Consider the following 13,688-nt stretch of genomic DNA (forward strand, 5'->3'; position numbering starts at 1 on the left):
GCTTCGTCGCCAATCTGCTCGACATGGCGCGTGTGGAAGCCGGCGCGCTGCCGATGAAAGTGGAAGCGACCGATCTCTTCGATGCCGTGGCAGGAGCGGCGCACGATACTCGCGCGTCGTTGATGAACCATGCAATCCAGGTCGATGTCGTACCCGATATTCCACTGGTCCGGCTGGACCCCGTGCTCCTGCACCACTGCCTCATCAACCTGCTCGACAATGCCGGGCGCTATGCCGACGCCGGAACCCCGATCGTGATCCGATGCAGGCGCGCTTCGGACGCGCTGCTCCTGTCGGTCATTGACCAGGGGCCGGGCATCCCGGCAGGACAGGAGAAGCGGGTCTTCGAAACCTTCACCCGCCTGGAAGGCTCGGACCGGGTACGCCACGGAACCGGTCTCGGCCTAGCGATCGTCAAGGGCTTTGCCGAAGCCATGGGCCTTTCGGTGGAGGCGACCAACAACGAAGCACCGCACGGCGCCTGCTTCACTATCCGCATCCCTGAACCGCTGATCATCGCGAATATCGATAGCAAGGACGTACTATGAACCTCCGCCACAAGGTGCTCATCGTCGATGATGAGCCTCACATCCGCAGGCTCATCCAGGCCGCGCTCGTCCGCGCAGATTATGCTACCGTGGAAGCGGAAAGCGCGCGCGAAGCTATGGATCGCCTGCAGACCGAACTTCCGCAGATCGTACTGCTGGACCTTGGTCTCCCCGATCGCGATGGGCTGGAACTGGTGCCGCTGATCAAGCAGAATGCAGATACCACGCTTATCGTTGTCTCCGCGCGCGATGCGACGGACGAGAAAGTTGCGGCGCTTGATCTAGGCGCGGATGACTATCTAACCAAACCATTCGACACCGACGAACTGCTGGCGCGGGTGCGCGTCGCCTTGCGTAATCGCATGACACGCGGTGGTGGGGTGCCTGCAATCACTGTCGGCGACCTGTCGATCAACCTCCTCGACAGAAAGGTCACGAAAGCGGGCAAAGAGGTTCATCTCACGCCCAAGGAATATGCCGTGCTGGCGCAGCTAGCCAAGTTTCCTGGTCGGGTCATCACGCACGAACAGATCATGGTGAACGTCTGGCCCAAGGATGTCGAACGCCATGTCGAGTATCTGCGCGTGCTCGTGCGGACACTGCGGCAGAAGCTGGAAACCGACCCGCAGCGGCCTCAGGTCATCAGCAATGACGTAGGCATCGGCTATCGCCTGCGCATCCCTGACGATGATTCAACATGAAGCGCCATCGAAACCCTGACGGACGTCAGCGCATCGTGGACTGGCTCGGAGCGCAGGGCGCAAGCGGTATCGCGATCTACAGTTGTATTGCAGTCACGCTCGCCTGCGCCTTCATCTCTGCGCTTAAGTAAGGTCCGGCCTTAGAGTCCGTTTGAAAATTCGCTGAAAGCGAATTTTGCGGCAGCAGCCCACGGCTCAGGAATTAGCGCGTGTCCATCATACCGATGGGCGCGCCGCACGATGTGAATCGCATATGATCGGCTCAATTCGTCGTCTTTCGAGCGCTTCGACATTAGGAAATCTCAATGCGCCGAGCGGTTTCTCGCTCTCGAATTGCTATGCGGTCCTGCGTAACTTGTGAGCCTCCCAAAGGAGGTCGTCGATGGTCAAGTGGCACGAAACCCTGGCAGCCCAGTTCGCTCTGCGCCTTGCTGGCGCCGTCGTCCTGTCGGGCGCATGGTGGGCAGGCAGCAGTCTCTATACGCGCGTCCACGCGCATGCACCCGGGCCGGCGAGCCTCGCGGAACTGGCGATCTGCGCTGTGTTCGTTCTGCTGCTCATCATCGGCAATGCGCTTCTGTTCGTGGGGCCTGGCCTATGGAAGCAGATCGAGATTCCCCGGCGCTGGAGCGCTGTCTTGATCGAACCTCGTCAGTTCGACGTGCTGCTGAACGAACAGGCGAGCACGGAAACGAAGTTCGAGCGCGTGACTACCAAGGCCGCTTGATCCTCGCTGCCTCGTTTTTGGATCGGGGCATTGGAAAAATACAACGCGATCGGCACGGTCCTCCTCTCGATATCAAACGCGGCTCTGATCTACTTGGAACGCCTCGAATCGCCCCGGCAATGTCCGGGGACATCCAATGAGGAAACCCATGAAATCGATCGCACCTGTCGCAGCCCTGTTCGTCGGCCTGTTCCCGATGGCCGTTCAGGCGCAGGAAGAGGCAGCACCCAGTTCCCCCGTCACCGTCGCCGGTTCCGCGACGATCGCTTCGGACTACCGGTTCCGCGGTGTCTCGCAGTCCGACAAGGACATGGCCGTCCAGGGCGGCCTCACCGTCAGTCATGAGAGCGGTCTCTATGTCGGCACCTGGGCCTCGAACCTGTCAGGTTGGGGCACCTTCGGCGGCTCCAATATGGAACTCGATCTGATCGGCGGCTACAAGGCGAAGCTGAGCGACAATGCGACGCTCGATGTCGGCCTGACCTGGTACATGTATCCGGGCGGCGCCAGCGATACCGACTTCGCAGAGCCTTACGTCAAGCTTTCGGGCACAACCGGGCCCGCCACGCTGACGGCCGGCGTCGCCTACGCGCCCAAGCAATATGCGCTCGCCAACGTCTCCAATGCCCCCAATAGCCGCGGGCAGAAGCAGGACAACCTCTACCTGTGGGGCGACGGCGCCTTTGCGATCGGCGGCACGCCGCTCACCGCGAAGGCCCACATCGGATACTCAGACGGCAATCCGGGCCTTGGGCCTAACGGCACCAGCGTCGCTCCCACTGGGACCTACTGGGACTGGTCGATCGGCATGGACGCCGCCTGGCGCAACCTGACCTTCAATGTCTCGTATGTCGATACCGACATAACGCGTGCCCAGGCTTCTCGCCTGCAGCCCAACTTCAGCAAGGGTCAGGATGGCACCGGGTCCATTGTGGATGCTACCGTCGTGGCCTCTCTGACGGCTGCGTTCTGACAACGGGGGAAAGCCCGGCAGCGACGGCTGCCGGGCTCTTTTGATCTCTCCAAACTCGAGGATAGCCGTGTCCGTCAGGCCATGCCGCGTTTGAATTCCCGGCGAACGTCAGGCAGCCACCGGATCGTCGATCCCTTGCGCGTACGACTGCCAGGGCGCAAGCCGATGGCGAGCAACCGCACTCACAGCCAGGCGATCGGACACGACGGCGAACCTATCGCCATCGACCAGGACTTCAGGTGGCAGCGCGCGGCAGTTGTAGGTCGATGCCATCGTCGCACCATAGGCGCCGACCGTATGAATTACGGCAAGATCGCCAGCGCCCACGCTGTCGATGTCCCGTGCGCGGGCAAAGGTGTCGCCGCTTTCGCAGACCGGCCCGACGATGTCAGCCGTCATGCGTGTACCGGTGGGGCGCACGGCCGAGAACTCGTGCCAGGCATCGTAGAGCGAAGGCCGCATAAAATCGTTCATCGCGGCATCGAGGATCACGAACGGCTGCTCGGCGCCGGGTTTGACCCAGGTGACCTGGGTGAGCAAGACCCCAGCACTGGCGGCGATACACCGGCCCGGCTCGAACTGCAGCGTCACATTCCAGTTTCGCGTGATCCGGGCGACCATCGCGCCATAGGCTTCGAGATCGGCGCCAGCTTCGCTCTCGCGGTAGGATACGCCAAGGCCTCCGCCCAGATCGACATGCGTGAGGGTGTGCCCGCGAGCGCGAAGCGATGCGAGGAGTTCGCCGATGCACGTGTAGGCGGCTTCGAGCGGTGCGATATCGACGATCTGACTACCGATATGCACCGCGATGCCGCGCAGATCGAGACCGGGAAGCAGGGCCAGACGCTCATAGATAGCGATCGCATCGCCAAGGGGAACGCCGAACTTGCTGGTGCTTCGGCCGGTCGTGATCTTCGCATGCGTGCAGGCATCAATGTCTGGATTTATCCGCAGCGATGCCGGCGCGCGAAAGCCGCGTTCGATCGCAAGGGCCGACAGCAGTTCGCCTTCCGCTTCCAGTTCGATATTGAACTGACCGACACCGGCATCGAGCGCATCGACGAGTTCGCTGCGCGTTTTCCCGGTTCCCGAATAGATGATGTCGCCGGGCTGCATGCCGGCTTCCCGTGCGACCGAAAGCTCCCCGCCGGATACGATGTCGGCGCCGAAGCCTTCCTTGGCGAGCAGATACAGCACCGCGCGGTTCGGGTTGGCTTTTACCGCAAAGGCGATGTGCTTTCGCGGGATGTCCGCAAGTGCCGCCTGAAACTGGCGGGCTGCGTTTCGTAACGCCTTCGCCGAGTATACGTAGGCGGGGGTTCTGACTGCGGTGCCGATCGTGGTCAGGGGTACGGCTTCTGCGTGCAGGACGCCGTCGGCATAATGAAATGCTGTCATGCGCGAATGTCCTTGATGAAGACCTGTCAGGGCTTGCGGCGGCGTTGAACTCGTCGCGATCGGATGAGGTCGGGAAGCGCGCGGTGACGGCTGTTTTCGATCCGCAGCACGAGTGCGAGCTTCTTGCCTTGAGCCACAAGTACGAGGCCGAACAGAGTGACGGCGAGCAAAAGGAGAGTAAGCAATCCGCGCGCGCTTCCTGGGTCGCTGGGCGCCAACAGTTCCAGCGTGGGAGCGGCGATGATGAGGACACCCCCAACGCCGCGCCAGAACAGATCCCTTCGGGTCATAGGCTCGGCATCCCGCATTGTTCACGCTTTGCCAGCACATACTGACCTGAAGCGCGAACTGCGTCTTCGAAGCTTTTCGAGTAAGTTGGCGGCGGCGCATACAGGATTATGTCGGCAGGGAATTCGGCTTCGGCCAAGAGGCTCGGCATCGGCGTCGCTCTCTCGAATTCGAGGCCTATCGCGCAGTCCGAAAGCCATCGAGCCTGTCTGCGGGCATCGTCGATGTTGTCAGCGTCCGGATCCACGCCAGAACCTTCGATCGCAAGGAATCCGAGCTTGCGAGCTTCACGCGTGGCCGCGATGAGAAGCGAGCCGTCGCCGCAGTTCACATCGACGATGCGAACGGATCTGCGACCGCTTTTTCGCAGCGATTGGAGCCTTGCGACGAGCGGTCTCCAGCACGGATCCTGTTCGGCGCGCGCGCGATCCGAGCACATGCCGATCGAGACCGCAGGCCAAGGTGAGCCGGTGGGGAGGGAAAGCGAGAAATGCATGGTGCCGCCCTTTCACGCCGCGCGGTCGAGGGTGCCGTAGGCATCCGGCACCGGGTCGAAAGGGATTGCAGGGACCAGCCACTTCGTTGTCAGGAGGATTTTAGCCTCGGGAAAAGCGTGCACCTCTCCGCGGGCGAAACGCCATGCGGCATCGCGCGAGATGAACCGGCCCTCCAAAAGGCCGTGGTTCTCCTGGACCAGCCAGTGTCCGGCGTGGTCCTGACCGACATAGAGTATCGACCCGCGTTGGTCCGGTTCCGGATTGCTGGGGGTTTCGATCACAAAACAGCTCCTTCAAGCCAAGTTGATGCGTCGGCCGCGATAAACCGCGGCGGACGATGAAAAGGTAAAGGGAGCGGCATATGTATTCCAGATCGCGATGAACGGATAAGCATTGAATTTTCACTATGTTGTCCACCTATCGAGCGCCGAAAATACAATGACATTCCTATGCGCCTGGCGAAAAGGTTCTCGCGTTTTTATATCCGGATACGCATACTTGGACCGCTCATCGAAATTGGAGCACTATCCATGTTCTCGGGCTCAATTCCCGCCATTCCCACTCTTCAAGCGAGACGGCATCGACGAGGCCGCACTGCGCGATCATGTTTCCTGGCTGATCGAGGAAGGGGCGTCCGGGATCTTAGGGCGTAAACTTATAAACCGCACCGTCGAGGCGCCCGAATGGCGAACAGCTCGGGCCGAAGTGGCCGCCGGGCGGGCTGGTTGCCCGTCCAAGGTCGATTTGGTTCGAGATGGAAGCCATTCGGGCGTCCTTCGGATTTGACGCAAAATGGCCCATCGCTGCGTCGGCAGGACTTGAAATACGAACGTATTCCTTCGTCCTGCCTTCTTGCGCTGAGCCATTTTGCCCCAAACCTCGATGGTGCGGTTTATGAGTTTACGCCCTAGCCTGCGGCACGACCGGTGAAGCGGCCAGCCTCAGTGATGCGGAACGACGGCAGGTCCTTGTTATCTGCATGTCAGAAGCGAACGGCCGCGTCCCGGTAATAGCTGGATGTGGAACGGCAAACACCGTCACCACCCTTGCACAGATTTGCCGTGCCCGGGACGCAGGAGCGGCTGCTGCCTTGGTCATGGCACCGTACTACGTGCGACCGAGTCAGGATGGCATTTTCGCTCATTACGCACACCTGAGCGAAAACGGCGGCCTCCCGATAGTCTTGTACAACGTGCCGGCGCGCACAGGCGCGGATATCGCGCCCGAAACCATGGCAGGCTGGCGGCGGGCTATCCTGAAATCGTAATCGGCTTAAAGGACGCCACGGGTGCAATCGCTCGGGTTGGAATGCAGCGTGATGCATGCGGTGCGCGGTTCTGCCAGCTTTCCGGTCATGACGAGACGACCCTCGCCTTCATGGCGTCGGGTGGTCGCGGTGCTATTTCGGTTACTGCGAACATTGCACCGCGGCTATGTGCCGAAATCCAGGAAGCCTGGCTCGTGCAGGATTTCGCAAAGGCCGCCCTACTCGACGAAAAGCTGCTGCCCCTTCATCGAGCGCTGTTCGCGGAGCCATCGCCGGCAGCGCTCAAGTATGCGATGGTCCGGAAACGTCGAGGCTACCCAGGTCGCTTGCGACTTCCGATGGTTGAGGTCGGGAGCGAGACGGAACAGGAAATTGACCGTGCAATTTTCTTGGCCACAACAGACGAGCTCATAAGGTAGTTTGTGCCAATATTCGCAAAGCACGGAGCAGCGTCACAATGTGTCGGCCTTCGAGCGCTTGCGTACGAGGGCCGCCCGTACAGAAACCCGCGGACCCGGATCGGACGCGGGTTGCGAAGGTAGCTGACGCTCATGCGGTGTCGTCTGCCAACCAACTCACGTGGTTCCTGTACGCCTCGGCGAACGCGGTCCTATGCTGACTGAGGGTATCATAGTTAATCTTGCGCGGCTCAGAAGGCGTTCCGGCATGGGTAATTTAAGAAAAGTTTTGATCAATTGAAGCGGCGAGCTCAATAGATGCGAGCGCGGTCGTTTGATGATCTGTCAAGATCCAACTACTGACGGATCACGCCCTTTGAACATTTCGCTGATAAGCCGTCGTAGCCAACTTACGGCCGGATCATCGTGAACCCGGCGATGCCAGAATTGCTGGATATCGATGCGCGGGGTCGACAACGGTGGATCAATTACGCTAGTTGGGCCATGGTGGCGAAGATCTCCCCTACTGCCGCAGGCACCGTGCTGATGAGATCGGATCCAGCGATCAACAGCGGCACGCTCATGAAATGAGGAGACTTCAGCTGAATGCGTCGAGAAAGCCCACGTTTCTCAAGGCTTTCTTCAAACAGTTCCTGGCTTCGCCCGGTTTGCGAGACGACGATATGACCCAGGCTCAGAAACGTATCAAGCGACCACCCCGGCGCCGCTTCCGGGTGGTCCGCTCGCGCGATGCAAGTAAAGGGATGATCGAAGAGCTTCTGGGTGAAAAAGCTGTTTCCTTCAATATCTGGGAAGAAACCCAGCGCGAGATCCACCGCCCCTTCTGCCATGGCGTTCCGGAGCTGCCCTGGCTGGAGTGATCGGGATTCCAACGTGACATGCGGCGCGCGCCGGGAAAGCTCCGTCATCAACTGGGGCAGGAATACGAGCTCGCCGATATCCGATAAGCTGAGGACAAACCGGCGATCGGATAGAAGCGGGTCAAAAAGCCGCTCGGCAAGAATCTCGCCTTCAAGAAGACCAAGCATGCGTTGCAAGGGAGCTTGCAGCGCCTCCCCCAGCATTGTGGGCTGCATGCTGTTGCCAGTTCGAACAAGCAGATCGTCTGCAAATTGGGTGCGCAACTTGCTCAAGGCGAAGCTAACGTTTGGCTGGCTTATGTTCAGCCGGCGAGCGGTTGCGCTGACGCCGCGCTCCTCGAGCAGGACGTTCAAAACAATCAGCAGGTTCAAGTCAAAGCGGCGATAGTCCACGAGGTTATCCGACTCACTGATATGCCGTATCAACATTAACAGCGATGCGGATAGGCTGACAGAACGCTATCTCTTTTGCAAACGAGTGAGAGGATGAGGCCTGTGGAACAACCACTTTATCTCAAGAACGTCTGGTACGTGGCGGGCTGGAGTAGCGATATCAAACGTGGCGATCGCATCGGCCGCACCTTCCTCGACCAGCCCGTCGTGCTCTGGCGCGATCAGCAAGGAACTGCACATGCGCTTGCCGATCGATGTGCCCACCGCGCGATGCCACTTTCCGCAGGCGTCGTGGAAGGATCGGCCATCCGATGCCCTTATCACGGTCTGGAATTCGGGGGTGACGGCAGATGCACCCGGATCCCTGCTCAGGATCGGATTCCCGACACTGCGCGCGTCAGAGCCTATCCGCTCGTCGAACAGCAGGGACTGCTCTGGATCTGGATGGGTGACACCGGACGTGCTGATGTGATGCTCGTGCCCAGCTATCCCATTCACGAAGATCCCGCCTACGCCTGGCGCTCGGCACACTTTCCCGTGAACGGAAGCTGGCAGCTGCTCGTGGACAATCTTATGGACCTCTCCCACCTGCCGTACATCCACGCCAAGACGATCGGCGGAAACCCGGACCTTCATTTCCGCACGAAAACGCAGTCCGAGAAGCTCACCAATGGTGTGCGGGTAATCCGCCAGATGCCTGATTCCGAGCCGCCGCCCACTTATGTCGACGCCGCCGGATTCACCGGTCGTATCGACCGCTGGCAGGAAATCGAGTTTGAACCGGTGCTGATCCGCATCCACACGGGTGCATGCGATGCAGGCACCGGCGCGTATGAAGGCCGGCGCGATCACGGATTCTCGATGCGCGGCTTCCACGGCATTACGCCCGAAACCGCGACGACCACGCATTACTTCTGGTCGATGGCAACCAACATCCTGCGCGACGGAATTCCCGATGAAGTGTTCGAACAGACGGCCCGCACCTTCCGTGAGGACCAGGAGGTTCTGGAGTTGCAGCAGGCGCGTATGTCGGCCGACCCGGATCAACCGATGATCGATATCGCAAGCGACGTGGGTGGCCGACATACGCGCCAGTTCATTTCTCGTCTGCTGCGCGAAGAGGCAACGGAGCGGTTGGCCGCTGCCTAACCGACCGCCGGCTTTGGGGCGACTTCGGTTCAATAGCTGAATCGGTGTCGTCCTGGCCCTGCTTCTTGTTCGCCGTCCGGGAGTGCCACGGTCGCGATGCAGTTCGCAGGCACCGACACGTCCAGCGATAGCTGCCCCGCGGAACGGGACCAATAAGTCTCGATGCGGCCACGAACGGTATCAAGGGTGGCTCCCGCAGACGGGATGCGTTCGTCGGGCAGAACTGCGACACGAAAACGCGCGAAGCCCGGCTCGATGGGCTCGATGCCCGCTACACGCCGGTACAGGAAAGCCGCTACCGCTCCCAGCGCATAATGGTTGAACGAGTTCATCGCCACATCGCCCGTGTCGCCGTTCCAGCGTTCCCAAATCGTCGTGGCGCCTCGATCCACCATATAACCCCATGAAGGGTATTGGTTGCGCAGAAGCAGGTCCCAGGCGAGCTTTTCCTCTCCCACCGAGGCAAGCGCATCAAGTGCAAGGGGGGTGCCGAGAAATCCCGTCGACAGCAGCGTGCCGCGCCGCCTGATGTCCGCCGCCAGCAACTTGCCTGCTGCCGCATGCTGCGTGGGCGCGAGCAGGCCGAGTGCCAGCGCCATAATGAAACTGCACTGGCTGCCGTTCCCCACCGTTCCGTCCGCATCGACGAACTTTTGCTGGAACGCGCTACGAACCCGCTCATGGGCTTCCCGCCAATGCACGGCATCGACGTCTCGTCCTGTCCAGGCCGCCATCTTCGCGACCTGATCGATCGAGCGAGCAAGCATGGCGGTGGCGATGAGAGTTTTGGGCGTGGTTTCGTCCATCGGCGATTTGGCATCGAGGGCCAGCCAATCGCCCAGATCAGCGCCTCTATCCTTTTCCCAAAGACCGCCCGGATTGGTCGCGACTATGCCTTTAAGATAGGCGGTCATCGCTTCCCAGTTCTCCTCGACGACGGCCGTGTCACCGCTATGCAGGAACGACGCATAAGGCAGCATGATCCCGGCGTCCGCCCAGCCGGGCGTGGCGCTTGTCGTGCCCCAGCCCAGGCCGGATGGGCTAGGCGCCCAAAGAGGATAAGCGCCATTTGAGCTCTGGGCGTCCCGCAGGATGCGGCAGTAGGAGCGCGTGAAGGCCCCGACGTCCATGTTGAAGGCAGCCGCATCCCAGAACACCTGCGCATCGCCGGTCCACCCCAATCGTTCGTCGCGCTGGGGGCAATCGGTGGGAATTCCGACGAAGTTCGACCTCTGGCTCCAGAGGATATTCAGCCACAAGCGCTGCAGGCGCGGATTGTCGATGCGGAAGGTGCCCGTCTCCTCCAGCGCGCTGGACAGCACAAGACCACTGATCGCGTCAGCTTTCAGATCGGTAATGCCCTCGACTTCGGCATAGCGAAATCCCTGATAGGTGAGCATTGGCTCCAACCGCTCGCCTGCCGGGTCGCCTCGCAGAATATAACAGTCCTCGGCGCGGGCGGCGCGCAGGTTCCTGCGGTCGGGGAGTCCGGCCTTGTCCAGCACTTCGGAATGGCGAACCCTGATCTGCTGACCGCCCTTCCCTTTGAGATGGAGGCGCACCCTGCCGGCGAAGTTTTGGCCAAAGTCGACCAAAAAGCGATCCTCGGCAAGTTTGCGGATGGAGACGGGAGTCAACTTGCGCACGATGCGGATCGGCTCTGCGTGCGCAGGTGAACAGATGGCCGACGGGGCCGGCGCTTCCCAAACCTCGCTCCAGGCCGATGCGTCGAAGCCTGGATCGAGCCAGCCGTCCGGCCAGAGTCGCAAGTCCTGATCTTCGCCCGCGTAAAGCTCCGACATCAACAGAGGTGAGACTGCGTGTCGCCACTCCTTGTCGCTGACGAGACGCTGGATTTCACCACCGACATTCTCGATATCGAGGACCACGTGGATGCGGCGCGGCGCAGAGCCATAGGCAAAACGCCCTTCGGGAGCCTGGTAGCTTGCGAAAAAGCCGTCTCCTACTAGCGCGCCCAGGACGTTGTCTCCCTCACGCAGTAGATGGGTGACATCGTAGCAGCGGCTGGGTATCCGGCGGCTGTAATCGGCTGGCTCGGACTGGAGTTCGTCGTCGCCGATGCGCTTGCCGTTCAGCCATAGCCGATATCCGCCCAGCGAAGCGACGTGAAGGCGCGCGCTACGGACCGCCCCATGGCGGACGAAGCGGCGCCGCAGCAGCCGACCCGGGCTGGCCGGCCAGGGGAATACCGGCTGTCGCTCAGCTGCCATGGCCTTCACCCACTGCGCATCTGCGCCGAGCCTCGTCTCCCATCCGCCCGAGATGCGCCGCACCGCCGCCGTTTCCGACAAACGGAGCTGCGCTGCGAGCGCGACCGTCGGCTTGGTGAAGAAACCGGCGATGGGCGCGACGTCAAGTGTCAGCACATGCTCGCCCGGCTTCAGCTGCAACTCAAAGCGGGCTGCCGGTGCCCCCCCGAAGGCGTTGGGATCGCGCGCCGGAAGCTCCAAAGGCTCGCCGTCCAGCCTGAGGGCGACAATCGCGCCGTCCGCGACAAGGGTCAGCAGCCCTTGTCCCGCATCGCTCTGGAAAGACAACCGGAATGAGCGCGGCTGGCTGGGGGACGGTGACGACCCTTCGACCCATTGAGGTTCCGCCAGCCTGTCGGCGCGCTCTGCCTCGTTTTCGACGGCAAGCCACAGTCCGCTCCAGTCTGACGGCTGGAGGAGACCCATCTCCCACTGCGAAGGTTCGCTCCAGACGGAATGCCCAGCGGCATCGATGACCTGGACTTTCCAGTAAAGCTGCTCGCCAGAGCGCAACTTACGGCCGGCAAAGGGCATGGAGGAGGATGGGCCGTCGATCCTGCCGCTGTCCCAGACGTCTCCCTGGTTCCGCTCTAGCATCCGCAGGTTTGACGAAACGAGGATTCGGTATGCGGACTGGTGTATCCGGCCTGGGCCTTCGATGCGCCAGGAGAGGGTCGGAGCGGCATCCCCCAGACCGATTGGTTCGTGGCGCCCGGCAGCCTTGAGGCTCACCACGGTAGCCTTGTTCGTTGCCGCTGCCGCGGCGGGCAAGATGTGCCCCACGCTGGCACTCATTAAACCTGCACCCACGACAAACCCGCGCCGATCGACCTCTGGCAAATTCTTCCTCCCCTCGTTTTCCGCTGTTCGCAGACGCCTACAGGCTGTTTCGGCTTGCGTAGCGTCCAAGGTGAGGCCCGCTAGGCTTTATGGTGCGCGAGAACGTCTTGCGGTCGACAGCGACAAGCCCGAAAGGCGCCGTATAGGCACGGTTCCACTCGAAATTGTCCAGCAGTGCCCAATGGATATATCCGCGTACATCGACCCCATCGCGGATGGCGCGTCCCAGTCCGGCGAGCGCTCGGTCCATATAGGCGATCCTGCGCCGGTCGTCTGCCACGGCCACGCCGTTTTCGGTGACGATCACCGGCAGGCCCGTCGCCTTCGCGGCCCATCGAACCGTCGCTTCAAGCGCCTCGGGATAGAACTCCATCTGCGTCAGGGTCTGTTCGGCGCCGATCGGTGGGGGCAGATCCGCGTCAGGCCCGACTATGGCACGGCCGTAGGTCTGGACTCCGATGAAGTCATCCTTGCGGACAGCCTCGAACCAGGGCGCGTAGACTTGCGCGATTTTGCGCTCGAGCGCGCTTTCGCCAGGTGCGGCCTGCTCGTCGGCCATGGACAGGCTTAGACCCAGCTGAAGGTCTGGACGCACCGACTTGATCGCCTCGACAGCACGGTGATGGGCGGTGATCTGGTTAGGTACAGTTTTCGTGGTGTCCGAGGTCAACGTACCCGCAAAACGATCGGCCCCAATCAGGCGAGCAGCCGCCTTGTTGCCCAGAGCGAACATCGGCATCGCCTTGCGGAAGTCCGGTTGCCAGGAAAGCTGCGGCGCAAGGTTCGGTTCGTTGAAGGTCAGACCGTGAGTATAGTCCGGCCCGAGCCCGCGCGCTGCCACTTCGCAAAAGCGAACGAAATGGTCGATGTTCGCCGCCTCCTCCCAGCCACCCATTCCCGCGAACCAACGCGGAACGGTGAAATGGGAAAAAGTGATGAAAGGCCGAAGGCCGCGGGCATGGCAATAGTCGATCATCGCCCGGTAGTGGGCCAGCGCCGCCTGGGAATACTCTCCGGGCTCAGGTTCGATCCGGGACCACTCGATGCCGAAGCGATAGGTGTTGAGCCCGAGCCGTTCGACGATGTCGATGTCCTCACGCCAGCGATTCCAGCTGTCGCACGCGTCTCCCGAAGGTTCGGCAAAGGCGCTTGGTCGCAGATGCTCGCTCACCCAGCTATCGGAATTGACGTTTCCGCCCTCGACCTGGTGCCCGGCTGTTGCTGCGCCCCACAGGAAGTCGGAACGCAGCTTGCGGGGGGCAGTCGCGAGGAGCGGAGCGGCACTCGCCATCACCAGGCTCGCGGCGGTGCCGCGAAGAATTCCGCGGCGTGAAACCGGATGTATCATAGTGCTGCCC

General features: G+C 61.4%; 13 protein-coding genes and 1 pseudogene. 7 read left to right on the forward strand and 7 right to left on the reverse strand.

The annotated features are described in order from the left end of the window. The 4 genes from RT424_RS14740 to RT424_RS14755 all read left to right on the forward strand — a co-directional run. The coding region (locus RT424_RS14740) for an ATP-binding protein (RefSeq protein WP_313439730.1) at positions 1–548 on the forward strand (548 nt) is incomplete at its 5' end. After that, positions 545–1,249, forward strand: coding sequence for a response regulator transcription factor (locus RT424_RS14745; RefSeq protein WP_313439733.1), 705 nt, complete (start codon positions 545–547; stop codon positions 1,247–1,249). The genes RT424_RS14740 and RT424_RS14745, both read left to right, overlap by 4 nt. 382 nt (positions 1,250–1,631) lie before the next feature. Continuing rightward, entirely contained in the window at positions 1,632–1,976 is a 345-nt protein-coding gene (locus RT424_RS14750; protein ID WP_313439736.1) for a hypothetical protein, read from the forward strand. 148 nt (positions 1,977–2,124) lie between these two features. After that, entirely contained in the window at positions 2,125–2,949 is an 825-nt protein-coding gene (locus RT424_RS14755; RefSeq protein WP_313439738.1) for a TorF family putative porin, read from the forward strand. A gap of 108 nt (positions 2,950–3,057) precedes the next feature. Here RT424_RS14755 and lysA read toward each other — a convergent pair whose 3' ends face one another. The 4 genes from lysA to RT424_RS14775 are packed head-to-tail and all read right to left on the reverse strand — an operon-like array spanning position 3,058 to position 5,413. Next, on the reverse strand, positions 3,058–4,347 hold the full coding sequence (gene lysA, locus RT424_RS14760) for a diaminopimelate decarboxylase (protein ID WP_313439741.1): 1,290 nt from the start codon (positions 4,345–4,347) through the stop codon (positions 3,058–3,060). Positions 4,348–4,373: 26 nt separating this feature from the next. After that, positions 4,374–4,637, reverse strand: coding sequence for a hypothetical protein (locus RT424_RS14765; RefSeq protein ID WP_313439743.1), 264 nt, complete (start codon positions 4,635–4,637; stop codon positions 4,374–4,376). Then, positions 4,634–5,131 (reverse strand): SAM-dependent methyltransferase, encoded by a 498-nt coding sequence (locus RT424_RS14770; RefSeq protein ID WP_313439746.1) that lies wholly within the window; start codon positions 5,129–5,131, stop codon positions 4,634–4,636. Before RT424_RS14770 ends, RT424_RS14765 begins: the two co-directional genes overlap by 4 nt. A 12-nt stretch (positions 5,132–5,143) precedes the next feature. Further along, positions 5,144–5,413, reverse strand: coding sequence for a hypothetical protein (locus RT424_RS14775; protein ID WP_313439749.1), 270 nt, complete (start codon positions 5,411–5,413; stop codon positions 5,144–5,146). A 689-nt stretch (positions 5,414–6,102) separates the two neighbouring features. Between RT424_RS14775 and RT424_RS24545 the strand changes: the two are divergent. Both RT424_RS24545 and RT424_RS24550 read left to right on the forward strand, forming a co-directional pair. Beyond that, positions 6,103–6,399, forward strand: a pseudogene (locus RT424_RS24545) (dihydrodipicolinate synthase family protein); the annotation flags it as partial. A 26-nt stretch (positions 6,400–6,425) separates the two neighbouring features. Continuing rightward, on the forward strand, positions 6,426–6,818 hold the full coding sequence (locus RT424_RS24550) for a dihydrodipicolinate synthase family protein (protein WP_409521507.1): 393 nt from the start codon (positions 6,426–6,428) through the stop codon (positions 6,816–6,818). Positions 6,819–7,285: 467 nt separating this feature from the next. On the opposite strand, the gene RT424_RS14785 is transcribed toward RT424_RS24550, so the two are convergent. After that, the gene (locus RT424_RS14785; RefSeq protein ID WP_313439754.1) at positions 7,286–8,071 is read right to left on the reverse strand and encodes a LysR family transcriptional regulator; all 786 of its coding nucleotides are present in this window, start codon (positions 8,069–8,071) and stop codon (positions 7,286–7,288) included. A 102-nt stretch (positions 8,072–8,173) separates the two neighbouring features. Here RT424_RS14785 and RT424_RS14790 point away from each other — a divergent pair, with 102 nt between their 5' ends. Next, entirely contained in the window at positions 8,174–9,220 is a 1,047-nt protein-coding gene (locus RT424_RS14790; RefSeq protein WP_313439757.1) for an aromatic ring-hydroxylating dioxygenase subunit alpha, read from the forward strand. Positions 9,221–9,249: 29 nt separating this feature from the next. Here the strand turns inward: RT424_RS14790 and RT424_RS14795 are convergent, their stop codons facing one another. Further along, on the reverse strand, positions 9,250–12,273 hold the full coding sequence (locus RT424_RS14795) for a family 78 glycoside hydrolase catalytic domain (protein ID WP_313439760.1): 3,024 nt from the start codon (positions 12,271–12,273) through the stop codon (positions 9,250–9,252). 94 nt (positions 12,274–12,367) lie between these two features. Then, positions 12,368–13,678, reverse strand: coding sequence for a glycoside hydrolase family 1 protein (locus RT424_RS14800; protein WP_313439762.1), 1,311 nt, complete (start codon positions 13,676–13,678; stop codon positions 12,368–12,370). Between the last annotated feature and the right edge of the window lie 10 nt (positions 13,679–13,688).

The sequence above is a fragment of the Novosphingobium sp. genome (genome assembly GCF_032093395.1).
In the GTDB taxonomy this organism is placed as follows: Bacteria; Pseudomonadota; Alphaproteobacteria; order Sphingomonadales; family Sphingomonadaceae; genus Novosphingobium.

Excerpts from the sequence above, each read along its gene's own strand:
- RT424_RS14750 (WP_313439736.1), top strand. The coding sequence starts at position 1,632 with ATGGTCAAGTGGCACGAAACCCTGGCAGCCCAGTTCGCTCTGCGCCTT.
- lysA (WP_313439741.1), bottom strand. The coding sequence starts at position 4,347 with ATGACAGCATTTCATTATGCCGACGGCGTCCTGCACGCAGAAGCCGTA.
- RT424_RS14770 (WP_313439746.1), bottom strand. The coding sequence starts at position 5,131 with ATGCATTTCTCGCTTTCCCTCCCCACCGGCTCACCTTGGCCTGCGGTC.
- RT424_RS14745 (WP_313439733.1), top strand. The coding sequence starts at position 545 with ATGAACCTCCGCCACAAGGTGCTCATCGTCGATGATGAGCCTCACATC.
- RT424_RS14800 (WP_313439762.1), bottom strand. The coding sequence starts at position 13,678 with ATGATACATCCGGTTTCACGCCGCGGAATTCTTCGCGGCACCGCCGCG.
- RT424_RS14755 (WP_313439738.1), top strand. The coding sequence starts at position 2,125 with ATGAAATCGATCGCACCTGTCGCAGCCCTGTTCGTCGGCCTGTTCCCG.
- RT424_RS14765 (WP_313439743.1), bottom strand. The coding sequence starts at position 4,637 with ATGACCCGAAGGGATCTGTTCTGGCGCGGCGTTGGGGGTGTCCTCATC.